Here is a 25,693-nt window from a genome sequence, read left to right as displayed (position 1 = left end):
AAAAGAGAAGGCGGGCCATCGGGCCCGCCTTGGTCATTTCACTCCGTGCGCCGGCCGCCGCAAGCGGCCGGACGGTCGGGAATCAGTTGCCGCCGGTCGTCGTGCGCAGCATCACCCCGGAGGCATCGGGAGCGTGTCCGCCGACAATCCAGCCGACATTGCGATCGATCATCTCCACCCCGATGAGCGTCTCGGCGGTGGGGGAAGCCTGGACGGTCCATGTGCGGCCGCCGTCGCCGGTGCTCAGAACGGTTCCGTTCTGCCCGACCGCCTTGCCCGACTGGGCGTCGACAAAACTCACGTCGATCAACGTGCTTTTCGTCGGCGATGAAACCTTGCTCCAGGTGGTCCCGCCGTCGGTGGTCCGCCAGATCTCGCCGCCGTTGCCGACCGCCACCACGCCGTTGGCGTCAAAGCAGTCGACGGCCCACAGGGTGGTCTTGACCGTATCCGTCGGAATCTCCCAGGTCAGCCCGTCGGTCGTCTGCAGAATCAGGCCGTTCTTGCCGACCGCCCAGGCGTGGGTCGCGTCCGCGAAACTCAGGTCGTGGATGGTTCGCGGCGGGGTCACGGTGTCGGGGCTGGCCTGCTTGACCCAGCTCGCGCCTCCCGTGGTCGTGTAGAGGATGCTGTCGCCGGCGCAGATGTAGCCGGTCAGATCATCGAGGAAGACGACGTTCTTGCCCCAGGCCGTGTCCGGCGCCGGGTTGTCCGGGTCGGGCGGGTTGTCGGGGAACTCAAAGCGCTCCCACGATTCCCCGCCGTCGCTCGTCCGCACCACCAACAAGTAGTAAGGGGGCAGCCCCGTGCGCCCGACCGCCCACACGTGCAGATTGTCGGTGAACGCCGCCGCTGAGAACCACTCGGCCGGGGCAAAGGCCGACCCCTGCCGCACCGTTACCCACGTCTGTCCGGCATCGGTCGTCCGCAGAATGGTGCCGGTATAGCCCACGGCAAAACCGGAGTCGGGGCTGACAAAAACAATATCCGTCAGCGTCGGCAGCAAGCTCGTCCCGGTCACGCGCTGCTCCCAGGTCTCCCCGGCATCAGCGGACCGAAAGACGGCGGCATCGCCGGAGGCCCAGAAGTTGTCGGCCGCCGGAGACGACGAAGCATAGAGATCGAGGGCATACCCCGATTGCGCCGCCGCCCATGTCGCGCCGTTGTCGCTCGTGACCAGGACGGTGCCGTTGAGACCGGTGATGATTCCGCCGCCGGCGCCGTCGCTGGCAACCGACGTGAGGTGCGCGGTCACGCCCAGGTCTACGACCTCCCAGCTAGCGCCCCGGTCGTCGGAACTCAGAAAGACGCCGTTCTCACCGACCGCCCAGAGAGAATTGCCGCCGGCATAGGCGACCCCGAGAAGGTTGTCGTCGACCTCCGCCGTGACCGTCTCGAATCCGGACCAGATCGTGTCGACCGTAAAGTAGGTGGTGTCCACGAGCGTGTCCGGCCACCAGTAAGTCGTGTCAACAATCGTATCTCCCGGCACGAACGTGGTGTCGATCACGGTGTCGGCGGGAAAGTCATCAGGCAGAGTGTCCGGATCCACCGGGAGCGTGTCGACCGTCGTGTCGGCCGTGAGGCGTTCGATTTCCCAATCGTAGTTGAAGAACCGGGCGATGAATCCGTCGTCGCCCACCGCTACCGCGCTCGTATCGAAGACCACGATGTCGCGAAGGGGCCCGGCGTCTTCCAGCGGGACCGCCGAAAAGCGCCGCCCGGCGTCCAGCGAGTAGTAGAGAATGCCTTCCTCGCCGACCGCGAAAACCCGCCGCGCGGTGACGCCCTCGACCGCGGACAGAGAGCGATCGGTTACCGCCAGCAGCGGCAGGCTCCAGGTGGTCCCGCCGTCTTCGGTACGGCGCACGCGGCCGTCATCACCGACCACCCAGCCGTCCTGGCGACTGACGAAGTCCACAGCGCGAAGCGTCCGGTTGGTCTGACTGGCCTGCTCAATCCAGGTCGTGCCGCCGTCGGTCGTCTTCACAATGCGGCCGTCCACCCCGACCAGCCAGCCGGTGGTGGCATCGACGAAGCAGGCGCCCCGATACAGATTTCCTTCGGTGGTCGGCGACACGAGCGTCCAGGCGCCGCCGCCGCCGCCGCCCGGTCCAGTGGTCTCGTCGTCGCTGCAACCGGCAATCACCAGAGCCAAGAACGCAAGAGTAATCGCCGCCGCAGAGGCGCAATGCAGGTCTGGCAAACAGCGGCACTTCATGTCGTTAGTCCTCCCTTACGAGGTTATCACACGTTCCTTCAGATTGCGGAACTTACGCCGGACCTGCTTGGCTGTCAAGCGATTTCGCCGTTTCCGCCGCTCCCCGCAGCGGCCGGATCCGCGCGCTACAAAAAAACGCAGACGAGACCGTCTGCGTTTGTCGGATCGGTGGTCAGGAGAGTGAATCACGACGGGGAAAACTCGTCGGACTCGTCCTGCCGGAGCATTTCCTCCGCTTCGGTTTCCGCCAGTTGTTCGAGTTGGCGGCGCCGGTCAGGGCGCCGGCCGGCTTCATCGGATCCGCCGCGGAAATGCCGTGCGGGGCGCTGCCCCGGCCGACCTTTACGTTTCATGCGGGAAGATGTGTGTTTTCCGCGCTGCGCCTCGTCGCGCATGCTGCCTCCAGAGAACTAAGAGAATCGCAGATGTGCACCTTCAGCCTAGATATCGGCGAGGGGGGACCGGACTTTTATCCCCGCCCGCGTCCGTGACCAGGATCCGGGTGGGGATGACTATGCAGCGATTTTCATACGAATGACCGTAATCGTCATGGGTGCAAGCAGATGTAAGCAACTGCACAACCACCCCGGTGACACCGCCACCGCGCCAATTGCCGACTAATCTGCTGATTGACAACGAAATAACATGCCGAGACAGGGGCCTGAGGGTTCGCCGCGGGGACGGCACAAACTTCGCTCTACCCACTCCCAGACGAGGTTACCGAAGGAGACAGCATGTTGGACAACCGATATCGCCGAGGATTCTCGCAGGAGCGCCTGGCCGCCATTCAGGAACCCCGGGTCCGCAAAGACAGCCGGGGATATTTCCTGATGTCGCTGTCGGAGAACACCAAGGTGTATTTCGAGGATTTCTATCGGTTCCTCGAACGGACATACGCCAAGGCCAGGGCGGAGCGGTCGCGGCTGGATGAGCGACTGTTCACGACGGCGCCGGAGCAGAGCGAGCTGATCGCCTACTACCGGGCGCGCGGCGTGATTGTCGACCTCCTGATGCAGACAATCATCCGGTTCTATACGGACGGCGGCAACTTCGGCGTCGTCATGAGCCCCTGGTGCTTCGGGACCGTGGTGCTGGAGAAGCTCGAGGTCTACCGGGAGCGGCTCAGCCGGGGCGAGGTGGAGGATCCGAATATCCCGGACTATCCCTACTACACGATCCGCTATCTCGACGAGATTCACAAGGCGGCTCTGCTCGAGCTGTTCGATTTCCCCGAGAAGGCCTTCCAGATGCGGTGGCAGTATTCGGAGCTGCTCAAGCGGTACAGCCAGATCCTGAGCGACATCACGACCTCGCTGAATTCGGTGCTCGGGACAATCAAGAATTATGGTTCGTGACCCGCGAACCATGTTTTCTCATGCATCCCTCCTACGGTGCCCTCCGGCCGCCCGGCCGGAGGGTTTTTTTAAATCCTCTCCGGCCGGGTGCCGATAAACTAACCGAACGCGCGGCCGCCCGAAATCGGGCAGCCGCGCCCGGGCGACAAGGAGAACTCTCCGATTATGGCTTCCGGCACCGCCAAAATTACCGTCACGCCGCAGTACCTGCCGATCCTCCTGGACTCGCTGCGGGTCGACTCCGTCCTCGACTTTGACCTGTACCTGACAGTCAACGGCAACATGGTGCTGTACCGGTCGGCCGACCTCCCCTTCACCGACCGCACCCGCCGCACCCTCCTGGACAACCGGGTCGACCGGCTCTTCATCACCGACGACAACCGGTCCCGCTACCAGCGCTACATCGAGCGCAACCTCCCCAAGATCATGACCGATCCCGGGATCCGGGAGGAGAAGAAAGCGAACATCCTCTACGACACCTCGACCAACCTCGTCAAAGAAGTGCTGGCGAACCCCACCTACGGCGAGAACATCCAGCGGACAAAGGACCTGGTGACAAACACCGTCGAGTTCATCCTGCAGGGGAAAGAGGCCTTTCACACCCTGCTCAAGATCACCTCCTTCGACTACTACACCTACACCCATTCGGTCAATGTCTGCACGTTCTCGCTGGCCCTGGCGCAGCAGCTGGGGTACGGAGATGAGACGTTTCTCAACGAGCTCGGCGTCGGGGCGCTGCTGCACGACGTGGGGAAATCGCGGGTGTCGGAGCGGATTCTCAACAAGCGGGCCCCCCTCAACCCGACCGAGTTCGAGATCATGAAGCGCCATCCGCAGTGGGGGGCGGAGATTCTCGAAGAGACCGACCAGATCGCCGCCGCCTGCTACTACCCGGTGCTCCAGCACCACGAGCGCGGGGACCGGCGGGGGTATCCCAACGGACTGCGGCTCGATGAAATGCACGTCTACTCGCAGATTGTCGCCATTGCGGACTCGTTCGACGCCATGACGACCGAGCGCGTGTACCAGAAAGCAATGGACACTTTTCCGGCGCTGAAAATCATGTTCTCTCTCCAGACCGCGTACCGCGACGATTTCCTGAAGGCGTTCGTGGAACTGATGGGGCCGACGGGTCTGGCGGACTAGCGCCTTCCTTGCCGAGGGGAAGGTCCGCCGGGACGGCTCTCGGACCGGGGGCCGGGCGTGCCGCTAGGGGGCCATCGGGGCCCGAATTCCCCAACCCGGAAAACCGAATCTTACGGTCAACTCAGCCGGCCGGTCGCCCTGCCCCGCCTTCGGTCCTCGAAAGTGCTCGCTAGCCAGTTACGGTCGAACCCGTGCCCCTCCCGGTCACCTGTCCGAATGAGGGCTGTGCCCCGCGCCCAGAAGCTCTGCCCAAACAGCGTGTTGAACCGGCCCGGCCGGGGGCTCCATCGTACGCTTGGTCCGCAACCTGTCAATTCTCCTAATGCGGTTGATTGCGGACGGTGTCAGCGCTGAAACCGGGGCGCGGAGTCGATTCGAAGATACTGCGATAGTCTATCACGAGCCGCTGCCTTGCGCAGAAAATCAGGCCCCATGGCCGGAGGGCTATCCCTTCGGTTCCGACGCCCGGCCGCGCCGGCCGAATGTTCCTGTCCGATTGGGGAGTCGGGTGCATATTATGCCTACGCAGCAGGCCCAAATTCGTTGCCTGAGGATTGGCGGCGTAATTGGCGCCATTAGTCTTAGGGAGAGTATCATGCGAGCTATCATTATGGTGTGTGTTGCCGCTGCGCTTCTGAGCAGCGCGACGTTGTCTGCGGAGGGTGATGTGCGGCAGCCGGCATCGACTTCGCAGTTGCTGCCGTCGATACCCGTTGTTTCAATCGCATGTCAAGGCCAGCCTTCGAATGCCGTTCGGTTAAATGCCCTGGCCGGTGAACCGGTAGAGACTGCGCCGGCCGGGAAATTGCCGCTCGAACTGCCGAAGCTTGACGACGGGATTACGCCTCCTGAGGTTCCGAATAAAGGGGAGAGCGTCGGGCGCTTCCTGACACCCGATGGCCGCTTCGATCTGGAGGAGGTGCGTCGCTCCGGTTATGAGGGAAGTCTTGATCTGGACGGTTTTGACATCGATCGTGACCCCGTGACCGGTGAGCCGGTTCTTACAGCCAAGCTGCAGGGATCACCACAGGATGATCCTGACGACGTTTATTGGGACGACAGCATCTCCCCATCCGTTCCCGGCGTCGCCGGCCCCGTGTACGTGGCTATCGTCTACGACGGCAATCTCGTTGTCGGAGGGTCCTTTCGGGTCGCAGGCGATGTGATCGCCTCCAACATCGCTTCTTGGAACGGCTCCACCTGGAGGCCGCTGGGATCTGGAACAGATGGCACGATCCGTGCCCTGACCGTGTACGACGGCAACCTCATCGCGGGGGGACCATTCACCACGGCGGGCGGCAAGGTGTCGGGGTATTTGGCTTCCTGGACCAAATGCTGCAATGGAACCAGGGGGAATGTCAACTTCGATGCGGCGGGAGCGGTAACGGTGGCGGATATCACGTTTCTGATCAACCATGTTTTCCGCGGCGGGCCTCAGCCTGACTGCTTTGAGGAGGCGGATGTAACAGCAGACGGGAAGTTGGCGGTTGCCGACATCACGTTCCTCATCGCGTACGTCTTCCGCGGCGGGCCCGCGCCGGCCGCGTGTCCCGGAGACGCCGCCCCCGGCGGCGTCTACTGCAGCAACTGCGTGAACTCCTCGTACGGGATGACCGGCCAGGTCTCGGTATCGAGAACGCCGAGATCGTTGATGCCGGTGGCGACGCGGAAGGCGCACGTCTGGTCATCGCAGTCGAAAACGGCGATGTAGTCGTAGCGGCCGAGGGTCGCGTAGAGGCTGTGCACTTTCACTTTGTTGGCGTGGAAGACTTCGAGGGAGCGATTGATATCATGCGAGAGCTCCGGGTGGGTCTTCTTGGCCGAGGGCACAATACTCATGGCCATGATAAAGGTGGGCATAATCCCTCCTGCCGTTAGGGGTCGGCGGTCAATCTGATTCCAGGGGAATGATAGCGGGCCGCCGTCCGCGGGGCAACGGGTTTTCGGCTGCCGAACCGAGACCGCCGACTGCCGGCGGGTCAGCGGCAGCCGGGGGGAGGGGGAGCACCGCCTCGGAAGAGGTGGGCCATGAGGACGGTCAGGTCGGCCACGGTCAGCCCGCAGCGGCCATCCATCTCCGCCCCGATCATCGGAACCGACAGGCTGCCGCCCCGGAAGAGGATGTCGACCAGGCCGGTGAGATCGGCGATGCCGAGCCTGAAATCGGCGGTCATGTCGCCGGGGAGAAAGGTCCGGAACTGCGCGGGCGGACCCGCCGGGCAGCAGGCGCCGAAGGTGTCGCAGGAGGCGACCGTCCAGCGGTACGCCGTGGCGACCGAAAGGGAGTCGGCGAGCGTCAGCGAAATGCCGTCGGTCACTATGTCGGTCGAGTCGGCGCAGGTGTCGGCGATGCAGAGGGCGAAACGGTAGCGCACAGGATCGCCGGGATCGGGATCGATCGCCTCCGACCAGAAGAAAGCGGGGGTCAGGTCGTAGAGAGGGAGCGCGGGTTGATCGGGAGGATAGAGACACGCCGGCGGGGAGGGGGCGGCATTGGTGCGGAACTCAAGGGCGGTCCATGGGGACCAGGCGGCGCCGTGGCGGCTCCGCAGGCGGAGGACGCAGGTGTGGCCCGGTGAGAGTTCGAAAGAATCGGGGCAAAAGGCGCCCCCGCCGCCGGACACGCAGACCGACCAGACGGCAACGCTGTCACCGCCGGTGCAATCGATCAACTCGAGGCTGACCTCGTCCTGCGGGCGGTGCAGGGCGGGATCGGCGGAGAGCCATTGGAACGTGGGGGAGAGGCCGACGACGTGCTCCAGGTTCGGTTCGTGGCGCAGCGACGGGGCCAGGCAGAAGGGGCCGAGCGCGGAGTCAAAGGCGGCCCAGGTCAGGCCGGTCTGCCACCCGGTCCCGGCCCCGCCGGCGTTGGCGCGGCGGGCGTAGGCGCTGTAGTAGAGCCAGAGGATGGTGTCGGCGGGAGTGGTCATCCAGACCCCGCTCGCCCGGTAGATGCGGCGACCGTACCAGGCCGAGGTGTCGCTCCGCCAGGTAAGCACGGGTTCGGCGGCGACGGTCCACAGGGCGGCCGCCTCATCGTAGGCCGCCATATATAGATCGGCGGAGTCGCCGCCGTTGAGGCCGCTGTTGGGCGAGAGGTTGAGCAGGGCGGTGCGGCCGAAAAGGGTGTCCGCGAGAACCTCCAGGTGCCAGATTTTCAGCGAGTCGGAGGGCAGAGCGACCGCGCACGTGTCGACGAGCGCCCAGGGACCGAACGGGTGGGGGGCGCGGTACTCAACCATGCGCGAGGTGTCCAGAGAAGAGACTCCATCGGCGCGGGGCTCCACCACCCAGAGGATGAAAACCGAGTCCCCCTCGGAGGCGAGCGCGGGGGAGACGAAGGCCGACTGCCGGGGCTGTCCGAGGAGGCCGTCGGAGAGGATCTTGACCGGCGGCGTCCACACCAGACCGTCGACCGTCGCGCTTGCGTACAGGGCGTTGCTGTCGACGCCGGCGATTTCCCAGGTGGCGCGAAAGAGGAGGTACAGGATGGAATCACCCTCGAGCAGCAGGTCGGCGTCGGAGAGGTGGATAGCGCGGAAGAGGGATCGGTCGAACACGGGGTTGGCCAGACAGCCGGAGGCGGCGGTGAATTCCGCCCACTCCCGGCCGTCATTCGATACGGCAAGGTGCGGGTTCTCGTCCGACTCGGAGATGCAGATGGGCGTGTAGGCCATCCAGAAGCGGTAGCCGAGGAAGCCGCGGGGCGAGAAGACCACCGCCGGGTGGAGCGCGTGCGAGGCGCCCAGGCAGCGGGCGCTGTCGTCGGAGTCCCAGCCGGCATAGAAAGCGGGGAAGTCAAGCCAGGTGTCGGCGTGGCGGGCGTATGCCCGGTCGAGGGCCGCGGCAGCCGCCGGGGCGGCGACCATAGCCGCAGCCAGGCAAAGAACCAGCAGGGTGGCCAGGCGCTTCATTACTCTCTCCTGAGGGCAGGGGCGCGCGCCCTGCAGCGTTCCCCCGGCAACTGGACTCCGGGGACTGCCGCTCGCGGCAACGACCCGCCCTCGCAATGGTTTTCAAGTGGACGCCTGTAATATAGGCACGCGCGCCGGAATCGGCAAGGCCGAATCCACTCCACCACCCCTCGCCGAATAACCGCTTGGGCCGGGCCCGCGACCGCGGTATATTCGGGCGGCGAAAACGACGGTATAGGGTGCGAAGACTCTTACGGAGGAGATATGCGCAAAGCGATCAAGAGCAGCCGGGCGCCGAAAGCGATCGGGCCGTACTCGCCGGCGATCAAGGTGGCAGCCGGCACGATGATATTCTGCTCAGGGCAGATTCCGCTCGATCCCGAGACGGGGACGGTGGTCGGCAAGACCGCGGCCGAGCAGTGCAAGCAGGTGATGGAGAACCTTCTCGGCCTGCTGGCCGACGCGGGCGTGGATTTCTCCACGGTGGTGAAGACGACCATCTACCTGACCGACATGAACGATTTCGCGGCCGTCAACGAGGTCTACGGATCGTATTTCGAGGCCAACCCGCCGGCCCGGGCCACGGTCCAGGTGGCGCGGCTGCCGAAGGATGTGAAGGTGGAGATCGACGCGATCGCGGTGGTGTGAGGGGGCGCCGCCGCGGCGCCGATCAGGGACCGTTTCGATATTTATTGTTGACATTTCGCCCCTCTTTCGTTTTCGTCTCCGCTGAGACGGGCGCGGCCGCGGCCGCCGGCGTTCGGTGAATGTCCGGGGTTCATGGGCGGCGCGCAGAGATGGAGGAGTTACGGGTGGGCCGACAGTCGGGTGAGGTGCAGCGTGGCTGAGAAAAACACGGACCGTCGCGGTTTTCTGAATCTGATCCTCGGGGGCAGCGCCCTCGCCACGCTCGGGGCGATCATCTATCCCATCATCAAGTACATCACGCCGCCGGCGGTGGCGGAGACGGATGTCGCGCTGAAAAAGCTGGAGTTCACGCAGGCGGATCTGGAGGCGGCGGAGCAGAAGCAGAAGTATTTCAAGTTCGGGCGGGACCTGGGGATCGTCTTCGTGACCGACAAGGGAGAAGTGCGGGCGTGCGCGGCGACCTGCACGCACCTGGACTGCACGGTGCAGAACCGGCCGGACGAGGGGATCCTGTGGTGCGCCTGCCACAACGGGAAGTACAGCTACGACGGCCGAAACATCTCGGGCCCGCCGCCGCGGCCGCTGGCGCCCTACCGGGTGAACATCATCGACGGCGAGATCATCGTGAGCAAGGAGGAGGCGTGATGGGGGGCGGGTCCGGGCCGAAGGCGCGGGGGGGGCGGGTGTACCGCTGGCTCGACGAGCGGTACGAGATCGAGAACCTCGTCGCCTACATGGGCCACAAGCAGGTGCCGCAGCACCGGGCCTCGTTCTGGTACTACTTCGGCGGGATCTCGCTCTTCCTGTTTTCGGTGCAGGTCGTCACCGGCCTCCTGCTGCTCATGTACTACCGGCCGGGCGCAGACTCGGCCTACGAGTCGGTGCAGTACATCGTGGCGGAGGTGCCGTTCGGCTGGCTGATGCGGTCGATCCACTCGTGGTCGGCGAACCTGATGATCCTCGCGGTCTTCATTCACATGTTCAGCGTGTTCTTCTCGGCTTCCTACCGCAAGCCGCGGGAGCTGACCTGGCTGTCGGGGATCGCGCTGCTCGGCCTGGCCTTGGCATTCGGGTTCTCGGGGTATCTGCTGCCCTGGAACGAGCTGGCCTATTTTGCGACCCGGGTGGGGACGGGGATGGCGGGGGCGGTGCCGTTGATCGGCGGCCCGCTGCTGACGATCATGCGCGGGGGCGAGGAGGTAACGGGGGCGACCATCGGGCGGTTCTTCGGCCTCCACGTCGCGATTCTCCCGGGGATCACGACCGTGGTGCTCGCGGCGCACCTCATCTTCATCCAGCGCCAGGGCATGAGCGAGCCGCTCGCGTGGCAGGCGCTTCCGGCCGAGGCGCGCCGGTACGAAAAGTTCTTCCCCCATTTCCTGCTCAAGGATCTGCTGGTCTGGCTGATCGTGCTCAATATCCTGGCGGTGCTGGCAGTGCTCTTCCCGGATGGAATCGGGGTCGTCCACTGGCCGCTGGGGGAGAAGGCGGACCCGCTGGCCCCGGCGCCGGCAGCGATCAAGCCGGAGTGGTATTTCATGTTCGCGTTCCAGGCGCTGAAGTTTCTCCCGGCGCACATCGGGTTTATCGAGGGGGAGCTGTTCGGCATTCTCGTGTTCACGGCGGGCGGCGTGATCTGGGCGCTGATCCCGTTCCTCGACCGTCCCTCCGCGCGCGGCGGGCGGTCGCCCAAAGCGCTCGCCTTCGGTGCGGCGGTGGCGGCTTTCATGATTGTCATGACCATCCTCGGATACCTGCTGGAGTAGGAGGCGGCGGTGAAGACACTGGCATTGCTCATCGGGCTCGGGGCGACGGTCATTCCGGGGATCGCGGCGGCCCAGGAGAGCGCCTGCGTGGCCTGCCACCAGTCGTTCGAGGCCGAGGACGGACCCTCGTTCGCCGAGGCGCGGTCGGTGCACGGGCAGAACGGGATTTCGTGCCACGACTGCCACGGCGGCGACCCGGCGCTGGACGATATGGACGAAGTGCGCCGGGCCAAAAACTGGCGGGGAGTGCCGGGCCACCTGGAGATTCCCGAGTTCTGCGCGCGCTGCCATTCCGACCCGGCCTACATGCACGAACACAACCCGGGGCTGCCGACTGACCAGCTGGCGAAGTACCGGACCTCGGTCCACGGCCAGCGGCTGTTCGCGCAGAAAGACGGCAAGGTGGCCGACTGCGTAGCGTGCCACGGGGCGCACGATATCGGGGATGCCGCGATGCCGCACTCGCGCACGCACCCGCAGAATATCCCGGCGACCTGCGGGAAGTGCCACGCGGACGCGGCTTACATGGCCGAGTACGGCATCGCCACCGATCAGGTCGCCGACTACACGGCCTCGGTCCACAGCCAGGCGCTGCTGGACAAGGGGGACCTCGGGGCGCCGGCGTGCAACGACTGCCACGGCAACCACGGGGCGGCCCCGCCGGGGGTGGCGAGTCTGTCGGCCGTGTGCGGCACCTGCCACGCTTTCCAGATGGAGCTGTTCAACCAGTCGCCCCACGCCCCCGCGTTTGCGGCGGCCGGCTTCCCCATGTGCGAAACATGCCACGGCAACCACAGGATCGAACACCCGACCGACGAGTGGGTGGGAACGGACGAGCCGGCGGTGTGCATCCAGTGCCACAGCGGCGACGACGGGACGCGGGCCTTTGCCGTGGCCGCGGCCATCTCGCACAACCTCGACTCGCTCCGGACCGGGTACGACTCGGCTCAGGCGGTGGTGGCCCGGGCGCGCGGACTCGGGATGGCCACGACCGAATCGGCCTTCGGGCTGCAGGATATCCGGCAGGCGCTCATTCAACTGCGGACAACCGTGCACGCGCTCAGCGCCGAACAGGCGGAGGCCAAAGCCGCCGAGGGGTTCACCCTCATCAGCGCCACCATCGGGGCCGGCGAACGGCTGGTCGACGAGTACTACTTCCGGCGCAAGGGACTGGGTTTGGCGACGCTGTGCATTACGGTGTTGGCGGTCGCGCTGTGGCTGAAGATACGGCGGCTCAGGTAGCGAGCGCGCGGCCGGGCGAATCCGGATGAGAGTTCGTTATTTTATACAGAATCGTATCGTTTTCGGGTTAATCGACCGTTCGAGTCCTCTTTTCTAAGTCGGTTTCGGCGAACACTATAGAGCCGCCGAACGGTTCTCGTTTCCTATTGTGGCGGAACAGGTTTGGTGGTGCAAATGGCCCCAAAAATCGCTTGACACGGGGGGAAAAAGAGATTTGTTACGCTCTCGAACTTTTGTGAATTCAGTCACATGCGCCGACTGACGCAAATGTTGGAGAGGGCAGCTAAAAAAGGTCAAGGAATATGTCGGAGTACCTCGCCATTCTGATGTTCATCGCCGCCGGGATCGCCATTGTCCTGATCACCTTCTTCGTGGCCCGGCTCGTTCGCCCGCACCACCCGTACCCGGCCAAAGACATGAACTACGAGTGCGCGGAGGAACCGATCGGCGGGGCCTGGATTCAGTTCAATAACCGCTTCTATATTTTCGCCCTCATTTTCGTGCTGTTCGATGTGGAAGTAGTGTTCCTCTTTCCGTGGGCGGTGGCGTTCGGGCAACTCGGGCTGTTTGCACTGGTGGAGATGGTGGTGTTTATCCTCATCCTGTTTTTCGGTCTCTACTATGCCTGGCGGAAGGGAGCGCTCAAATGGGTGTCATAAGGAAACTCCCCGTCTACCTTGAGCACATCCCCGGCGGATCGCTGGTGCTGACGAACCTGGAGACGGTGCTGCACCAGAGCCAGGCGAAGTCGCTGTGGTACCTGCTGTTCGGGACCGCCTGCTGCGCGATCGAGCTCATGTGCACCGGGGCGTCGCACTACGATTTTGACCGCCTGGGGATGATCTTCCGGTCGACGCCGCGCCAGGCCGACCTCCTCATCGCCGCCGGCACCATCACCAAGAAAATGGCCCCGCGGCTCCGGCGGCTGTACGATCAGATGGCCGAGCCGCGCTACGTCATCGCCATGGGCGGGTGCACGATCAAGGGCGGGCCGTTCTACTACGACTGCTACGCGGTCGAAAAAGGAATCGACCACATCATCCCCGTGGACATCTACATCCCCGGCTGCCCGCCGCGGCCGGAATCGCTGCTCGAGGGGTGCCTGCACCTCCAGGAGAAAATCAAGAAGCAGCGGCTCCTCGATTGGCAGGAGAAGCCGGCGTGACGAGAGAAGAACTCGGCAACTACGTGGCCGGTAAGTTCGGCGACCGGGTCACGCGTCTGGCGACCGGGCGGTACGATCCGCTGTTCCTGGTGAACCGGGCTTCGGATCTGCTCGAGGTGGCGCGGGCGCTGCGGGATGACGAGCAGCTGCGGATGGACTACCTGTGCAACGCCGGGGCCATCGACACCGGCACCGCCGCGGCCCCGGAGAAACGCTTCGAGATCCACTACGCGCTGGCCTCGATCCGCCACAGCTGCCGCCTCGATCTGAAAATCACCCTGCCGGCCGAGAAGCCGGAGGTGGACTCGCTGCAGGCGGTCTGGCCCGCGGCGGACTGGTTCGAGCGGGAGTTCTGGGAGCTGTACGGGATTCATGTGCGCAACCACGGCAAGCTGGGCCAGTTTCTGCTGCCAGACAACTGGGACCAGGGATTCCCGATGCGCAAGGACTGGGATGCGCCGGACTTTATCCGGATGCCGGAGAAGTGAGCGATGGCCAACGCGCTGCGGACAGAAGAGTTCATCGTCAACATGGGCCCGGTCCATCCCTCGACGCACGGCGTCTGCCGGCTGCTGTTGACGATGGACGGCGAGAAAGTGATGAAGGTCGAGCCGGTGATCGGCTACCTGCACCGGTCGATCGAAAAGATATGCGAGAACCGGACGTTCGCCCAGTGCGTGCCGCTCATGGACCGGGTGGAGTACGTCACGGCCATGTCCTGCGGGTACATGTTTGCGGGGGCGGTCGAGAAACTCGGGGGGATCGAGGTCCCGCCCCGGGCGCAGTACCTTCGGACGATCATGCTCGAGCTCAATCGTATCGCCTCGCACCTGCTGTTTTACGGGGTGACGGCGATGGATATCGGGGCCTACACCCCCTTCCTCTACGGACTGCGCGAACGGGAGCTGATTATCGATCTGTTCGAGGAGACCTGCGGGCAGCGGCTGACCTACAATTACATCCGGATCGGCGGGGTGTCGCAGGACATCAGGCCGGATTTTGCCGACGGGACGCGCAAGGCGCTGAAGATAATCAGCGCCAAGATGTCCGACTACACCGGGCTGCTGAACGAGAATCCGATCTGGCTGCGCCGCACGAAGGGGGTCGGGGTGCTGCCGGCGGACCTGGCAATCGCCTACGGAGTTTCGGGACCGAACCTGCGGGCCTCGGGAGTGAACTACGATATTCGCCGGAATGATCCCTACCTCATATACGACCGGCTGGACTGGAATGTCGCCACGCGGCCAAACGGGGACTGCTTCGACCGTTACATGCTGCGGCTCGACGAGATCCGGCAGTCGATCCGGATCGTGAACCAGGCGCTCGACGGACTGCCGGAGGGGGAGATCATGGCGAAGGGGGTCACGGTTAACTACAAGCCGCCGGCGGGCGAAGTGTACCACCGGGTGGAGAATTCGCGCGGCGAGCTGGGGGCGTACATTCAGGCGGACGGCGGGAAGAAGCCGGTGCGGGTGAAGCTGCGCGGGGGATCCTATAACGCCCTCATGGCGCTGCCGCATTTCGCCACCAACGTGCTCATCGCCGACCTGGTGGCGATTTTCGCCACCCTCGATGTCATCATGCCGGAGGTCGACCGATGATTCTGCCGGCCCTGCTCGCGCTGGAGATGTTCGAGCTGTACCGGGTCTTTTTCTGGCTGGGCGAGCGCCTGCACGACCTCGGCCTCCCGGGGTGGATGATCGACCCGGTCCGCTACGGGACGCTCGGGGCGATGATGTTCGGGGTGCTCTGCCTGGTGGCCCTCTTCCTCGTCTGGTGGGAGCGCAAGATCGCCGGCCACACCCAGCAGCGCTTCGGCCCGATGCGCCACGGCTGGCACGGCTGGTACCAGACGGTCATGGATGCGCTGAAACTGCTGCAGAAAGAGGATATCCGGGTGGCGACGCGCGACCGGGCGGTGTTCTTCTGGGCGCCGGTGGTCGGCTTCGTGGCCGCCTTCCTCGCCTACATCGTGATCCCCTGGGGAGACAACCTCATCGTCGCCGACCTCAACATCGGCATCCTCTACATCATGGCGGTGACGACCTTCACGGTGATCTCGCTCCTGATGGCCGGGTGGGGGTCCAACAACAAGTACGCCCTCCTCGGCGGGATGCGCTCGGCCGCCCAGGTGGTCAGCTACGAGGTGCCGATGGTCGTGTCGGTGCTCACCGTGATCATCTTCGTCGGCTCGCTCTCGATGGTCGATATTGTGACGTCGCAGGCGGGGCTGGTGTTCAACTGGTTCATCTTCCGCCTCCCCTACGGGCCGATCGCCTTCCTCACTTTCATCACGGCGGCGACGGCGGAGGCCAACCGGACGCCGTTCGACATCCCCGAGGCCGAGCAGGAGCTCATCGCCGGGTACAGCACCGAGTACTCGGGGATGAAGTTCGCGATGTTCTACCTGGCCGAGTTTGTGAACATGTTCACGGTGTCGGCGGTGGCGGTGACGCTCTTTTTCGGTGGGTGGAACGGCTGGGCGGCGGTGCCGTCGTGGATCTGGTTTCTGGGCAAGACGCTGGTCATGGTGCTGCTGCTGATGCTGTTCCGGTGGACCTATCCGCGGCTGCGCGTCGACCAGCTCATGGAGTTTGCGTGGAAGTTTCTGGTGCCGGTGACGTTCGCCAATCTGATCGCGGCCGGCGTGTTCAAATACCTCGGATGGTACTGGTAGGGCAAGGACAACGCGGTATGGGAGTTCTCAACGACCTCAAAGCGCTCCTCCAGGGTCTGCAGATCGCGGGCAAGCACCTCGGGCGCCACGCCGTGACCATCCAGTACCCCGAGCAGCGGGACGAGATCCCGGAGCGGTCGCGCGGAATGGTGGTCCTGCTGTCGGACAAAGAGACCGGCGAGCTCAACTGCACCGCCTGCCTGCTGTGCGAGAAGGCGTGTCCGACGGGGGCGATTACGATCGATGCGCCGCGGGGGGAGGACAAGAAGAAGCAGCTCGCGCAGTTCGTCGTCGACCACACGCTCTGCTGCTTCTGCGGCATGTGCGAGGAGGCGTGCAACTTCTGCGCGATCAAGCTCGCGCCGAACTACGAGTACTCGCGGCGGCGGCCTGCGGACCTGGTGTTCGACATCGCCATGCTCCAGCAGTGGGGCAAGGGCGTGCCCTACGAGGACACGCGGCGGCGCAAGAACCCGGTGCGGAAAATCGGCCCGGCGGCCGCGACCGAAGGCGCCAACACGACGCGCGACACGGGCGGCGACGAGGACGACAAACCGGCGCGGCCGGCGGCCCGCAAGGCCGCGACCGAAACGACCCCGGAAGATCCGGGCCGGCCGGCGGAGGGTGCGGAGTAATGGAACAGTTGTTTGAAGGAGTCGGGCCGGTTTTCTGGATCATCGCCACGGTGCTCCTGGTGTCCGGCTTCATGGTGGTGTCGCTGAAGAACATCTTTCACAGCGCCCTCTTTCTCATCCTGTGCCTGTTCTCGGTAGCCGGGATCTTCCTCCTCCTCGAGGCCGAGTTTCTCGCGGCGGCCCAGGTGCTGATCTACGTCGGGGCGGTGGCGATCCTCATCATCTTCGCCATCATGCTCACCGGCAATCTCGCCTCCCGGCGGATCCGCCAGCTCAATGAGAACGTCCTCGTCGGGTTCTTCGTGAGCGTCGTGTTCGTGTTCGCCGGGGTGCTCCTCATCCGGGGGACGACGACGGCGGGGGTGTGGCACTACGCGGCCAAGGATCTGACGGTCGACAACATCAAGCTGCTCGGGCAGTACCTCATGACCGAGTACGCGCTCCCGTTCGAAATCGTCTCGGTGCTGCTGGTGGCGGCCATGATCGGGGCCATCGTGCTGGCGCGGAAGGAGCGGTCGTAATGCTGCCCTACCTCGTGCTGGCGATGATCCTGTTCGCGACCGGGCTGTTCGGCGTGCTCACCCGGCGCAACACCGTGGGGATCCTGATGTCGCTCGAGCTCATGTTCAACGCGGCCAACATCAATTTCGTGACCTTTAACAGGTTCGTGGAGACCACCCCCTTGGTCGGGCAGTTGTTCGCCATGTTCGTGATCGTCATTGCGGCGGCGGAGGCGGTGGTCGGTCTCGCGATCGTCCTGCTGATCTACCGCAACTGGCGCGGTATCGACAGCGACCACTACAGCGTCATGAAGTGGTAGGGAAGGCTATGACGGAGTATTCATTTCTCATCTGCGTGCTGCCGCTCCTCTCGTTCCTCCTTATCGTGTTCTTCTTCCGCTGGAACGAGAAGCTCTCGTCGCTGTTTTCGATCGCCATGATTCTCGCCTCGTTCCTGCTGTCGGTGATCGTGCTGATCGAGACGATCGGGCGGCACGGCGCGGCCTACGAGGCCTCCTACCGCTTCCTCGATTTCCCGAATTTCCATCTCCAGATCGGGATCCTGGTCGACGCCCTCACGGCGATCATGCTCGTGGTCGTGACCACCGTGGGAGCCTGCGTGCAAATCTACTCGCTCGGGTACATGCACAACGATCCGCGGTTCAGCCGGTTTTTCGCCTACCTGTCGCTGTTCTTGTTCTCGATGCTCGGGTTGGTGCTCGCGAACAACTTCTTCATGATCTTCATCTTCTGGGAGCTCGTCGGGCTCACCTCGTACCTGCTGATCGGGTTCTGGTTCGAGAAGAAGTCGGCGGCGGACGCCTGCAAGAAGGCCTTCCTGACGACGCGGACGGGGGATCTCGGGTTCATTGTCGGGCTGCTCACGATCGGGATCTACTTCGGGACGTTCAACTACGGGGAGGTGTTCGCGCTGGCCGGGTCGGGGACGATCCCGGCGGGGATTCTCACGCTCGCGGCGGTGGGGGTGTTCTGCGGGGCGGTCGGAAAATCGGCCCAGTTCCCGCTCCACGTGTGGCTGCCCGACGCGATGGAGGGTCCGACGCCGGTCTCGGCGCTCATCCATGCGGCGACCATGGTGGCGGCCGGTGTCTACCTCGTGGCGCGGTCGATGGCGCTCTTCGCGGCCTCGGCCGAGGCCGCGCTGGTCGTGGCGATCATCGGGCTGACCACTTCGTTCATCGCCGCGACGATCGCTCTCACCCAGTTCGATATCAAACGGATCCTGGCTTATTCGACGGTGAGCCAGCTCGGATACATGATCATGGCGCTCGGGCTGTTCGGCTACGACACGGCCCACGCCCGCCACTCGGTGGGGTACTACGCCGGGACGTTCCACCTCATGACCCACGCCTTCTTCAAGGGGCTGCTCTTCCTCGGGGCCGGTTCGGTGATCCACGCCGTTCACACCAACGACATCCGGGAGATGGGCGGGCTGCGGACGAAGATGCCCCGGACGTCGTACACGTTCATGATCGCCTCGCTCTCGATCGCGGGGATATTCCCGCTCGCGGGGTTCTGGTCGAAGGATGAGATCGTGGCCGCGACGCTGGACCACCCGGTGTTTTTCGTCCTCACCCTGGCCATTGCGTTCATGACGGCGTTCTACATGTGGCGGCTGTGCTTCCTCACGTTTTTCGGCGAGCCGCGCGACCCCCACCGCTTCGCCCACGCGCACGAGTCGCCGGCGAACATGACCTACCCGCTGGTGTTCCTCGCGGTCCTCGCGGTCTCGGCCGGCTGGGTCGGGCTGCCGATGGAGTGGCTGACCGGGCATGGCATCGCCTCGTTCCTCTATTTCGGAGCGGAGGCGCCGGAGCACCACACGCCGGCCTACTGGCTCATGGGGGTGTCGCTCCTGGTGGGGCTGGCCGGGATCGGGCTGGCGGCCGCCATGTACTACTGGAAGAAGATTTCCGCGGACAGCGTTGTCCGCGCGGTCCGGCCGGTGCACGCGTTCCTGTACCACAAGTGGTATTTCGACGAGCTCTATTTCGCGGCGATCGTCAACCCGCTCAGCCGCTTCGCCGGCCTCCTGTGGAAGTTCGATGCGGGGATAGTCGACGGGGCGGTCAACGGGACAGCCTGGCTGACGATTCTGTGGGCGGACATCAAGCAGTGGTTCGACACGTGGATTGTCGACGGGGCGGTCAACGGGGCAGGCTGGGTGGTCAGCGGCTTCGGCGGGCTCCTGCGCTACCTCCAGAGCGGCCGGCCGCAGTTCTACGCGCTGACCATCGGGGCGGTGCTGGTGTTCGCGGCCCTCGCCAAGCTGGAGGCCAACGTCGCCGGCGCGCGCTTCCCCTACCTGACCGTAATTTTCGGGGCCGGCGTGATCCTGCTGGGGTTGTTCGCGCGCTCCGGCCGCGATGCCGGAGGACCGGACGAACCGTCCGAGGCCAAAGAATTTCAAGTGACTGTGGAGGAGAAACGATAGCATGCTGAGTCTCCTGGTATTTGTCCCCCTGGCGGGAATGCTCATCGTGATGCTGCTGCCGAAAGACAACAAGGCGGCCATCCGGTGGACGGCGTTCGGGGTGAGCCTCGTGCCGATGGTCCTGTCGTTCTGGGTCACGTGGGACTATTTCGTGAACAAGGCCGCGTCGCACATGCTCGCGTATGTCGAGGGGCCGTTCGACTGGATTCCCTCGCTGAACATCCAGTACTATCTCGGCGTGGACGGGATCTCGGTGCCCATGCTCGCCCTCACCGGGCTGCTCTCGAGCATTTCGCTGCTCGCGTCGTTCAACATCGAGAAGCGGGTCAAAGAGTACTTCGCGTTCTTCCTCCTCCTCGAGGCCGGGATGATGGGCGTGTTCGTGGCCCTCGATTTCTTCCTCTTCTACGTCTTCTGGGAAGTCATGCTCGTGCCGATGTACTTCCTCATCGGCATCTGGGGCGGGCCGCGCAAGGAGTACGCCGCAATCAAGTTCTTCCTCTACACCCTGTTCGGGTCGATCTTCATGCTGGTCGCCATCCTCATCCTCTACTTCTCCTCCACCCCCCACACGCTCAACATGGTGACCCTCCTGGAGACCGGGCCGGGGCTGGGGCACGGGCTTCAGATGGTCTGTTTCGCCTTCTTCTTCATTGCCTTCGCGATCAAAGTGCCGGTGTGGCCGTTCCACACCTGGCTGCCGGATGCCCACGTCGAGGCGCCCACGGCGGTGTCGGTGATCCTGGCGGGCGTGCTGCTGAAAATGGGGACGTATGCGATGCTGCGGATTTCGTGGCCGATGTTCCCCTCGGCCCTGGCGACCTTCGGGATCTGGATCGCGGTGCTCGGGGCGATCGGCATCATCTACGGGGCGCTTGTGTCGATGGCGCAGAAGGATCTCAAGAAGCTGGTGGCCTACTCCTCGGTGTCCCACATGGGGTACTGCATGCTCGCGCTCGGGGCCTACACGTCGGTGACGGCGCTCGCGGGGGTGATGTTCCAGATGATTTCCCACGGGCTGATCACCGGGGCGCTCTTCCTCCTGGTGGGCGTGCTCTACGACCGGGCGCACACGCGCGAGATCGCCGCCTTCGGCGGGCTGGGCGTCAAGGTGCCGGTGTACACCGGCCTCATGGTGCTGTTCGGGATGGCCTCGCTCGGGCTGCCCGGCATGTCGGGCTTCGTGAGCGAATTCATGGTCTTCGTCGGCGCCTTCATGGGGACCAACAAGATCCTCGTCGGCATCTCCGTCCTCGGCGTGGTGCTCGGCGCGACCTACATCCTCCGTATGGTGCAGCGGGTGTTCCTCGGCGAATTCGACCTGGCCCGCTGGGGCGGGCTGACCGACATCAACCTCCGCGAACTGATCTGCGTAGCGCCCCTGGCCGTGCTGACTATCGCCATCGGCGTGTACCCCAAGCCGGTGGAGGTGCTCATGGGGGCGACGCTGCAAAACCTCGTCAACCTGATGGTGCGGTAGCCGTATGGACGTGCAGTATCCCGACATCAACCTTCGCTACATGCTCCCCGAGATGTTCCTGTTCCTGTGGGCGTGCGTGGTGATCGCCTACGACGCCGCGAGCCGGCGGCGGAGCGAGACGGGGGCCGGGTACCTCGCGCTCTTCGGGCTGGTGGTGACGGGCCTGCTCCTGGCCTTCACCGGCGACGGGGCGGGGTGGGGGCGGATGTTTGTCCAGGACACGGCCGCCCGCTTCTTCAAAATGGTCTTCCTCGGCGCGGCGTTCATGGCCATTGGCAGCTCCTTCGGGATCATGCGGCAGCGGATCACGCACCACCGGGGGGAGTTCTTCGGGCTGATCCTCCTGTCGACGGTGGGGATGATGTTCCTCGCCTCGGCCAACGAACTGCTCACGATCTATGTCGGGCTGGAGCTGACGACGATCCCGCTGTACGTGCTGGCGGCATTCTACAAAGACAACAAGCTCTCGGTCGAAGCCGGGGTCAAGTATTTCATCGTCGGGGCGTTCTCCTCGGCTCTGCTGCTGTTCGGGATCTCCTACCTCTACGGCATGGCGGGCACGACCGACCTGCTGCTTTTGAAGATTTCCCTGTCGACGACCCACCAGGCGGTGGGGACGCTCGGCTTCATCCTCGTGCTGGCGATTGTCTGCATGGCGGCCGGTATCGGGTTCAAGCTCGCACTGCCGCCGTTCCACCAGTGGGCGCCCGATGTGTACGAGGGAGCGCCGACGCCGGTGGCGGCGTTTCTGTCGGTGGGTTCAAAGGGCGCGGGGCTGGTGGCCTTCGCGAAGGTATTCGCCAAGGGCATGGAGGCCTTTCACCCGACCTACATGGCCCCGAACGACTGGGGCAAACTCGCGGCCATGCTCGCGGCGGCGGCCATGATCGTGGGCAACACCGTGGCCATCCGCCAGACCAACATCAAACGCCTGCTCGCCTATTCCTCGATCGCCCAGGCCGGCTACATCATGGTCGGGCTGGTGGCTATGAACCGGTTCGGGATGGGGTCGATGGCGTTCTACATTTTCGCCTACCTCTTCGCGAACATGGGCGCGTTCGCCTGTGTGGCGATTTTCGAGGACCGCACCGGCTCGGTCCAGATCGACAGCTACAACGGACTCGCCCGGACCTCGCCCCTGATGGCGGCCACGTTCGCGGTGTTTCTGCTCTCGCTGGCCGGAATTCCCCCGCTCGCCGGATTCTTCGCCAAGTACTATGTCTTCGCCGCGGCCATCCAGTCGGCTCAGGCGGATGCCTCCGCCGGGTGGCTCTACTGGCTGGTTGGGATCGGCCTGCTGACCTCGGTGTTCGCGCTGTACTACTACGCGAGAATCATCAAAGCAATGTATTTCGCCAAGGAGGAGTCGCCCTATCGGATGGAGTACACTCCCCCGGCGCTGGCGGTGCTGGCGATCGGCCTGGCGGGGCTGTTCGTCTTCGGGCTGTATCCCGAGCCGGTGCTGCGGCTCGCGGCCGACATCACCCATTCGTTTCTGGTGATTCCGTAGGGCGGGAGAAGCGGGGGAAGGATCAAGCGCCCGGCGCATCGCACGATGCACCGGGCGGGGCCATGTCGGGGCAGCGGTCCCCGCTCCGGTTCTGCTTGACAGACCCCCCGGCAAGTGATATTCTCCGAACAGATTGCGCCGAATGGTGAGGCAAGGACGCGGATGGCCGGAATCGGGTCGATGCTCAAACGGAATTTCCTGTCCGGGGTGCTCGTCGTCGTACCCCTGATCCTGACCTACCTCGTCCTCCGCTTCCTGCTGGAGACGCTCGACGGCATCCTCCGGCCCCCCCTGGCCAAGCTGATCGGCCGCGACATTCCGCTGGTCGGCTTCGTCGCGCTCATCGTGCTGATCTTCGTCGCCGGGGTCCTGGTCCGCAGTTATGTCGGCCACCGGCTCTACGGGCTGGGCGAACGATGGCTCGTGCGGCTGCCGCTGATACGGCCGATCTACTCGGCGGCCAAGCAGCTCCTGGAGGCGCTGGCCGGGCCCAAGATGAACGCCTTCAAAGAGGTGGCGCTCATCGAGTACCCAAGGCTCGGCCTCTGGAGCATGGTGTTTATCGCCGGGCGCACCGAGACGCTCTTCAACGGAGCCGTGCGCAAGTGCGCGGTGGCGTTTATCGCCTCGACGCCCACGCCGATCTCCGGGATGGTCGTGATCATTCCCGAAGAGCAAGTGTGGCCGCTGGACATGACGATCGAAGAGGGGGTCAAGTTCATTGTCTCGGGGGGCGTGGTGACGCCGGCGCTCCTCAAAGAACGGTCCGCCAAGGATGCCGACACCGGCAGTAAGGGGTTACCGTGAAGCTTGCGAATTTGCTCATGGATCGCCGGATCCGAATCGATCTGAAGGCCCACACCAAGGCCGAGGCCGTGGACGAACTGCTCGACCTGCTCCGGGCCGAGCGGGTGGCGCTGGATTACGACGACATCGTGCGATCGGTGCGCATCCGCGAGGAGATCGAGAGCACCTCCTACGGCCGGGGATTCGCCTTCCCCCACGCCCGGACCAACGCGGTCAGCGAACTGTACATCCTCATCGGCGTGTCGCGGGAGGGGCTCGACGAGGGGGGTCCCGACGGCGTGCCGGTGCACGTCGTCTGCCTTCTCCTCACCCCCTCGGCGATCGCCAAGCTCTACCTCCAGACGCTGTCGGGGCTGGCGACGTTCGCCCGGATGCCGGGCTCGCTCGACCGCGTGCGGTCGATCATCAACCCGCGCGACCTGGTGAAACTGGTGGCCGACACCGGGGTGACGGTCGACAAGGAGTTGATGGTCAAGGACATCATGCGGCACGACGTGGCCAAGGTGCGGCCGGACGACACCCTCAAGGATGTCGCCAACGAAATGTTCCGGCACCGTCTGTCGGCGCTGGCGGTGGTCGACGAGAACAACCGCCTGCTCGGCGTGATCAGCGACCGCGACCTCATCAAGGCCGCCCTGCCCGATTACCGGACGCTCATCTCGAATCTCAACTACTCGCTCGACGTGGAGCCGTTCGAGGAACTGCTCAAGCGCGAGGACAAGATCAAGGTGTCGCAGCTCTACCGGGAGGATTTCGAGACCACGACGCCGGAGACGCGCATCGTGGAGGTGGCGGCGATGATGATTTTCAAGGATTTCACGCGCGTGTTCGTCACCGAGAACGACAACCTCGTCGGGATCCTCCTGCGCAAGGACATCGTGAACATGATTATTCGGGGCTAGGCGGCCAAAGCCCGCGGAGAGGACCGGATGGCAGACAGACCGCACCGCTACGACATCGACCCCTACCTGTGGCTGATTCTGATTGGCACGTTCCTGTCCTGCCTGCCGGGGCTGTACCTCGTCGCGGCCGGGAAACACCTCTACGCACCCTACGCGGCGGTCGTGTTCGGGGTGGCCATTTTCGGGGCCGCCTTCATCCTCTCGTGGGCGGCCGAGGTGGCGCAGATGGACATGTCGCAGTCGCTGGCGGTGGCCATCCTCGCACTCGTGGCGGTGCTCCCCGAGTACGCCGTGGACTTCGTCTTTACGTGGAAAGCGGCGCACGATCCGACCCAGGCGCACTACGCGCTCGCCAACATGACCGGAGCGAACCGGCTCCTCGTCGGGCTGGGCTGGCCGGCTGTGCTCTTCCTGTACATCCTCGCCAAGCGCCGCCGCGAGGTCCGGCTCGATGAGACCCAGCGCGTGGAGATCTTCTATCTCGCCATGGCGACCCTGTACTCGTTCACGATCCCGCTCAAGGGGAGCCTCAACCTGATCGACACCGTTGTGCTCGTGACCCTGTTCGGGCTGTACACGCGGCGGGCGGCGCAGATGCCGCAGGAGGAGCCGGAGATGGTGGGGCCGGTGAAGATCGTGGCCAACGCCGCGACCGTTCCCCGCCGCCTGTTCACGGCCCTGTTTTTCCTGTTCTCCGGGTTCGTCATTTTCCTCGTCGCCGAGCCGTTCGCCCACGCGCTCGTGGAGAGCGGAGGACACCTCGGGATCGATGAGTTCTTCCTCGTGCAGTGGCTGGCCCCGATCGCCTCGGAATCGCCCGAGTTCATCGTCGCCGCCACCTGGGCGCTCCGCGGGCAGGCCGGAGCGGCGCTCAAAGCCCTCATCTCGTCGAAAGTCAACCAGTGGACTCTCCTGGTCGGCACGATCCCACTGGTGTACGCCATCTCGGCCGGCGAGATCCGCCCCTTTGTGCTCGATGTTCCCTACGGCGAGGGGCCGACCGACGTGCAGACGCACGAGCTGATCCTGACGGCGGCCCAGTCGCTCTTCGCCGTGGCCGTGCTGGTCAATCTCGTCCTCACCCGCTGGGACGGCGTGCTGCTGTTCGGGCTGTTTGCGCTCCAACTGGTGTGGCAGGATATCCGCATGGAAGTGGCGGCCGTGTACATCGTGCTCGCCGTGATCTGGCACTGGGTCAACCGGCGCCACCTCCTGCCGGCGGCGCGGATCGGGCTGGGGATCCGGGGACGCCCGGGAACCTCATAGACGG

24 protein-coding genes are annotated in these 25,693 nt (G+C 64.6%); 20 read left to right on the top strand and 4 right to left on the bottom strand.

Annotation, left to right across the window (positions count from 1 at the left end):
- Positions 1-82: 82 nt before the first annotated feature.
- Both KA261_04670 and KA261_04665 read right to left on the bottom strand, forming a co-directional pair.
- Positions 83-2,206, bottom strand: a complete 2,124-nt coding sequence (locus tag KA261_04670) for a hypothetical protein (GenBank protein MBP7697083.1) — start codon at positions 2,204-2,206, stop codon at positions 83-85.
- A 200-nt stretch (positions 2,207-2,406) separates the two neighbouring features.
- A complete protein-coding gene (locus KA261_04665; protein MBP7697082.1) occupies positions 2,407-2,616 on the bottom strand; it encodes a hypothetical protein in 210 nt (69 codons plus the stop codon).
- A 339-nt stretch (positions 2,617-2,955) separates the two neighbouring features.
- Between KA261_04665 and KA261_04660 the strand changes: the two genes are divergently transcribed.
- Complete coding sequence (locus KA261_04660; protein MBP7697081.1) at positions 2,956-3,576, top strand: hypothetical protein; 621 nt, start codon at positions 2,956-2,958, stop codon at positions 3,574-3,576.
- A 165-nt stretch (positions 3,577-3,741) separates the two neighbouring features.
- On the top strand, positions 3,742-4,722 hold the full coding sequence (locus KA261_04655; GenBank protein ID MBP7697080.1) for an HD domain-containing protein: 981 nt from the start codon (positions 3,742-3,744) through the stop codon (positions 4,720-4,722).
- Positions 4,723-6,297: 1,575 nt separating this feature from the next.
- On the opposite strand, the gene KA261_04650 is transcribed toward KA261_04655, so the two are convergent.
- The gene (locus KA261_04650) at positions 6,298-6,582 is read right to left on the bottom strand and encodes a GYD domain-containing protein (GenBank protein ID MBP7697079.1); all 285 of its coding nucleotides are present in this window, start codon (positions 6,580-6,582) and stop codon (positions 6,298-6,300) included.
- A 119-nt stretch (positions 6,583-6,701) separates the two neighbouring features.
- The gene (locus tag KA261_04645; protein MBP7697078.1) at positions 6,702-8,636 is read right to left on the bottom strand and encodes a hypothetical protein; all 1,935 of its coding nucleotides are present in this window, start codon (positions 8,634-8,636) and stop codon (positions 6,702-6,704) included.
- A gap of 264 nt (positions 8,637-8,900) precedes the next feature.
- Between KA261_04645 and KA261_04640 the strand changes: the two genes are divergently transcribed.
- The 18 genes from KA261_04640 (at position 8,901) to KA261_04555 (ending at position 25,689) form a co-directional block, all read left to right on the top strand.
- Entirely contained in the window at positions 8,901-9,284 is a 384-nt protein-coding gene (locus KA261_04640) for a RidA family protein (protein MBP7697077.1), read from the top strand.
- 192 nt (positions 9,285-9,476) lie between these two features.
- Positions 9,477-9,929, top strand: coding sequence for a ubiquinol-cytochrome c reductase iron-sulfur subunit (locus KA261_04635; GenBank protein MBP7697076.1), 453 nt, complete (start codon positions 9,477-9,479; stop codon positions 9,927-9,929).
- Complete coding sequence (locus KA261_04630) at positions 9,929-11,050, top strand: cytochrome b N-terminal domain-containing protein (GenBank protein MBP7697075.1); 1,122 nt, start codon at positions 9,929-9,931, stop codon at positions 11,048-11,050. Before KA261_04635 ends, KA261_04630 begins: the two co-directional genes overlap by 1 nt.
- Positions 11,051-11,059: 9 nt before the next feature.
- The gene (locus KA261_04625) at positions 11,060-12,292 is read left to right on the top strand and encodes a cytochrome c3 family protein (GenBank protein ID MBP7697074.1); all 1,233 of its coding nucleotides are present in this window, start codon (positions 11,060-11,062) and stop codon (positions 12,290-12,292) included.
- 302 nt (positions 12,293-12,594) lie between these two features.
- Positions 12,595-12,951: an NADH-quinone oxidoreductase subunit A gene (locus tag KA261_04620; GenBank protein ID MBP7697073.1), complete on the top strand. Its 357-nt coding sequence runs from the start codon at positions 12,595-12,597 to the stop codon at positions 12,949-12,951.
- On the top strand, positions 12,939-13,457 hold the full coding sequence (locus KA261_04615) for an NADH-quinone oxidoreductase subunit B (protein ID MBP7697072.1): 519 nt from the start codon (positions 12,939-12,941) through the stop codon (positions 13,455-13,457). The genes KA261_04620 and KA261_04615 overlap by 13 nt, the downstream gene beginning before the upstream one ends.
- Positions 13,454-13,945, top strand: coding sequence for an NADH-quinone oxidoreductase subunit C (locus KA261_04610; protein ID MBP7697071.1), 492 nt, complete (start codon positions 13,454-13,456; stop codon positions 13,943-13,945). Before KA261_04615 ends, KA261_04610 begins: the two co-directional genes overlap by 4 nt.
- A gap of 3 nt (positions 13,946-13,948) precedes the next feature.
- Positions 13,949-15,058 (top strand): NADH-quinone oxidoreductase subunit D, encoded by a 1,110-nt coding sequence (locus tag KA261_04605; GenBank protein MBP7697070.1) that lies wholly within the window; start codon positions 13,949-13,951, stop codon positions 15,056-15,058.
- 95 nt (positions 15,059-15,153) lie between these two features.
- On the top strand, positions 15,154-16,134 hold the full coding sequence (gene nuoH / locus KA261_04600) for an NADH-quinone oxidoreductase subunit NuoH (GenBank protein MBP7697069.1): 981 nt from the start codon (positions 15,154-15,156) through the stop codon (positions 16,132-16,134).
- Positions 16,135-16,151: 17 nt separating this feature from the next.
- Positions 16,152-16,769: an NADH-quinone oxidoreductase subunit I gene (locus KA261_04595; protein ID MBP7697068.1), complete on the top strand. Its 618-nt coding sequence runs from the start codon at positions 16,152-16,154 to the stop codon at positions 16,767-16,769.
- The gene (locus tag KA261_04590; GenBank protein MBP7697067.1) at positions 16,769-17,290 is read left to right on the top strand and encodes an NADH-quinone oxidoreductase subunit J; all 522 of its coding nucleotides are present in this window, start codon (positions 16,769-16,771) and stop codon (positions 17,288-17,290) included. The genes KA261_04595 and KA261_04590 overlap by 1 nt, the downstream gene beginning before the upstream one ends.
- Positions 17,290-17,589 (top strand): NADH-quinone oxidoreductase subunit NuoK, encoded by a 300-nt coding sequence (gene nuoK / locus KA261_04585; GenBank protein ID MBP7697066.1) that lies wholly within the window; start codon positions 17,290-17,292, stop codon positions 17,587-17,589. Before KA261_04590 ends, nuoK begins: the two co-directional genes overlap by 1 nt.
- A gap of 8 nt (positions 17,590-17,597) precedes the next feature.
- Positions 17,598-19,724, top strand: coding sequence for an NADH-quinone oxidoreductase subunit L (nuoL, locus tag KA261_04580; protein ID MBP7697065.1), 2,127 nt, complete (start codon positions 17,598-17,600; stop codon positions 19,722-19,724).
- A 1-nt stretch (position 19,725) separates the two neighbouring features.
- On the top strand, positions 19,726-21,204 hold the full coding sequence (locus KA261_04575; GenBank protein ID MBP7697064.1) for an NADH-quinone oxidoreductase subunit M: 1,479 nt from the start codon (positions 19,726-19,728) through the stop codon (positions 21,202-21,204).
- A 4-nt stretch (positions 21,205-21,208) separates the two neighbouring features.
- Positions 21,209-22,714 (top strand): NADH-quinone oxidoreductase subunit N, encoded by a 1,506-nt coding sequence (locus tag KA261_04570; protein ID MBP7697063.1) that lies wholly within the window; start codon positions 21,209-21,211, stop codon positions 22,712-22,714.
- Between the two features lie 180 nt (positions 22,715-22,894).
- Entirely contained in the window at positions 22,895-23,521 is a 627-nt protein-coding gene (locus tag KA261_04565) for a DUF502 domain-containing protein (protein MBP7697062.1), read from the top strand.
- A complete protein-coding gene (locus KA261_04560; GenBank protein ID MBP7697061.1) occupies positions 23,518-24,423 on the top strand; it encodes a CBS domain-containing protein in 906 nt (301 codons plus the stop codon). Before KA261_04565 ends, KA261_04560 begins: the two co-directional genes overlap by 4 nt.
- Before the next feature lie 27 nt (positions 24,424-24,450).
- Complete coding sequence (locus KA261_04555; GenBank protein MBP7697060.1) at positions 24,451-25,689, top strand: sodium:calcium antiporter; 1,239 nt, start codon at positions 24,451-24,453, stop codon at positions 25,687-25,689.
- Positions 25,690-25,693 lie beyond the last annotated feature (4 nt).

The organism is Candidatus Zixiibacteriota bacterium (assembly GCA_017999435.1).
Taxonomy (GTDB): domain Bacteria; phylum Zixibacteria; class MSB-5A5; order GN15; family FEB-12; genus JAGNLV01.
This window is presented reverse-complemented; position numbering and strand designations above follow the sequence as displayed.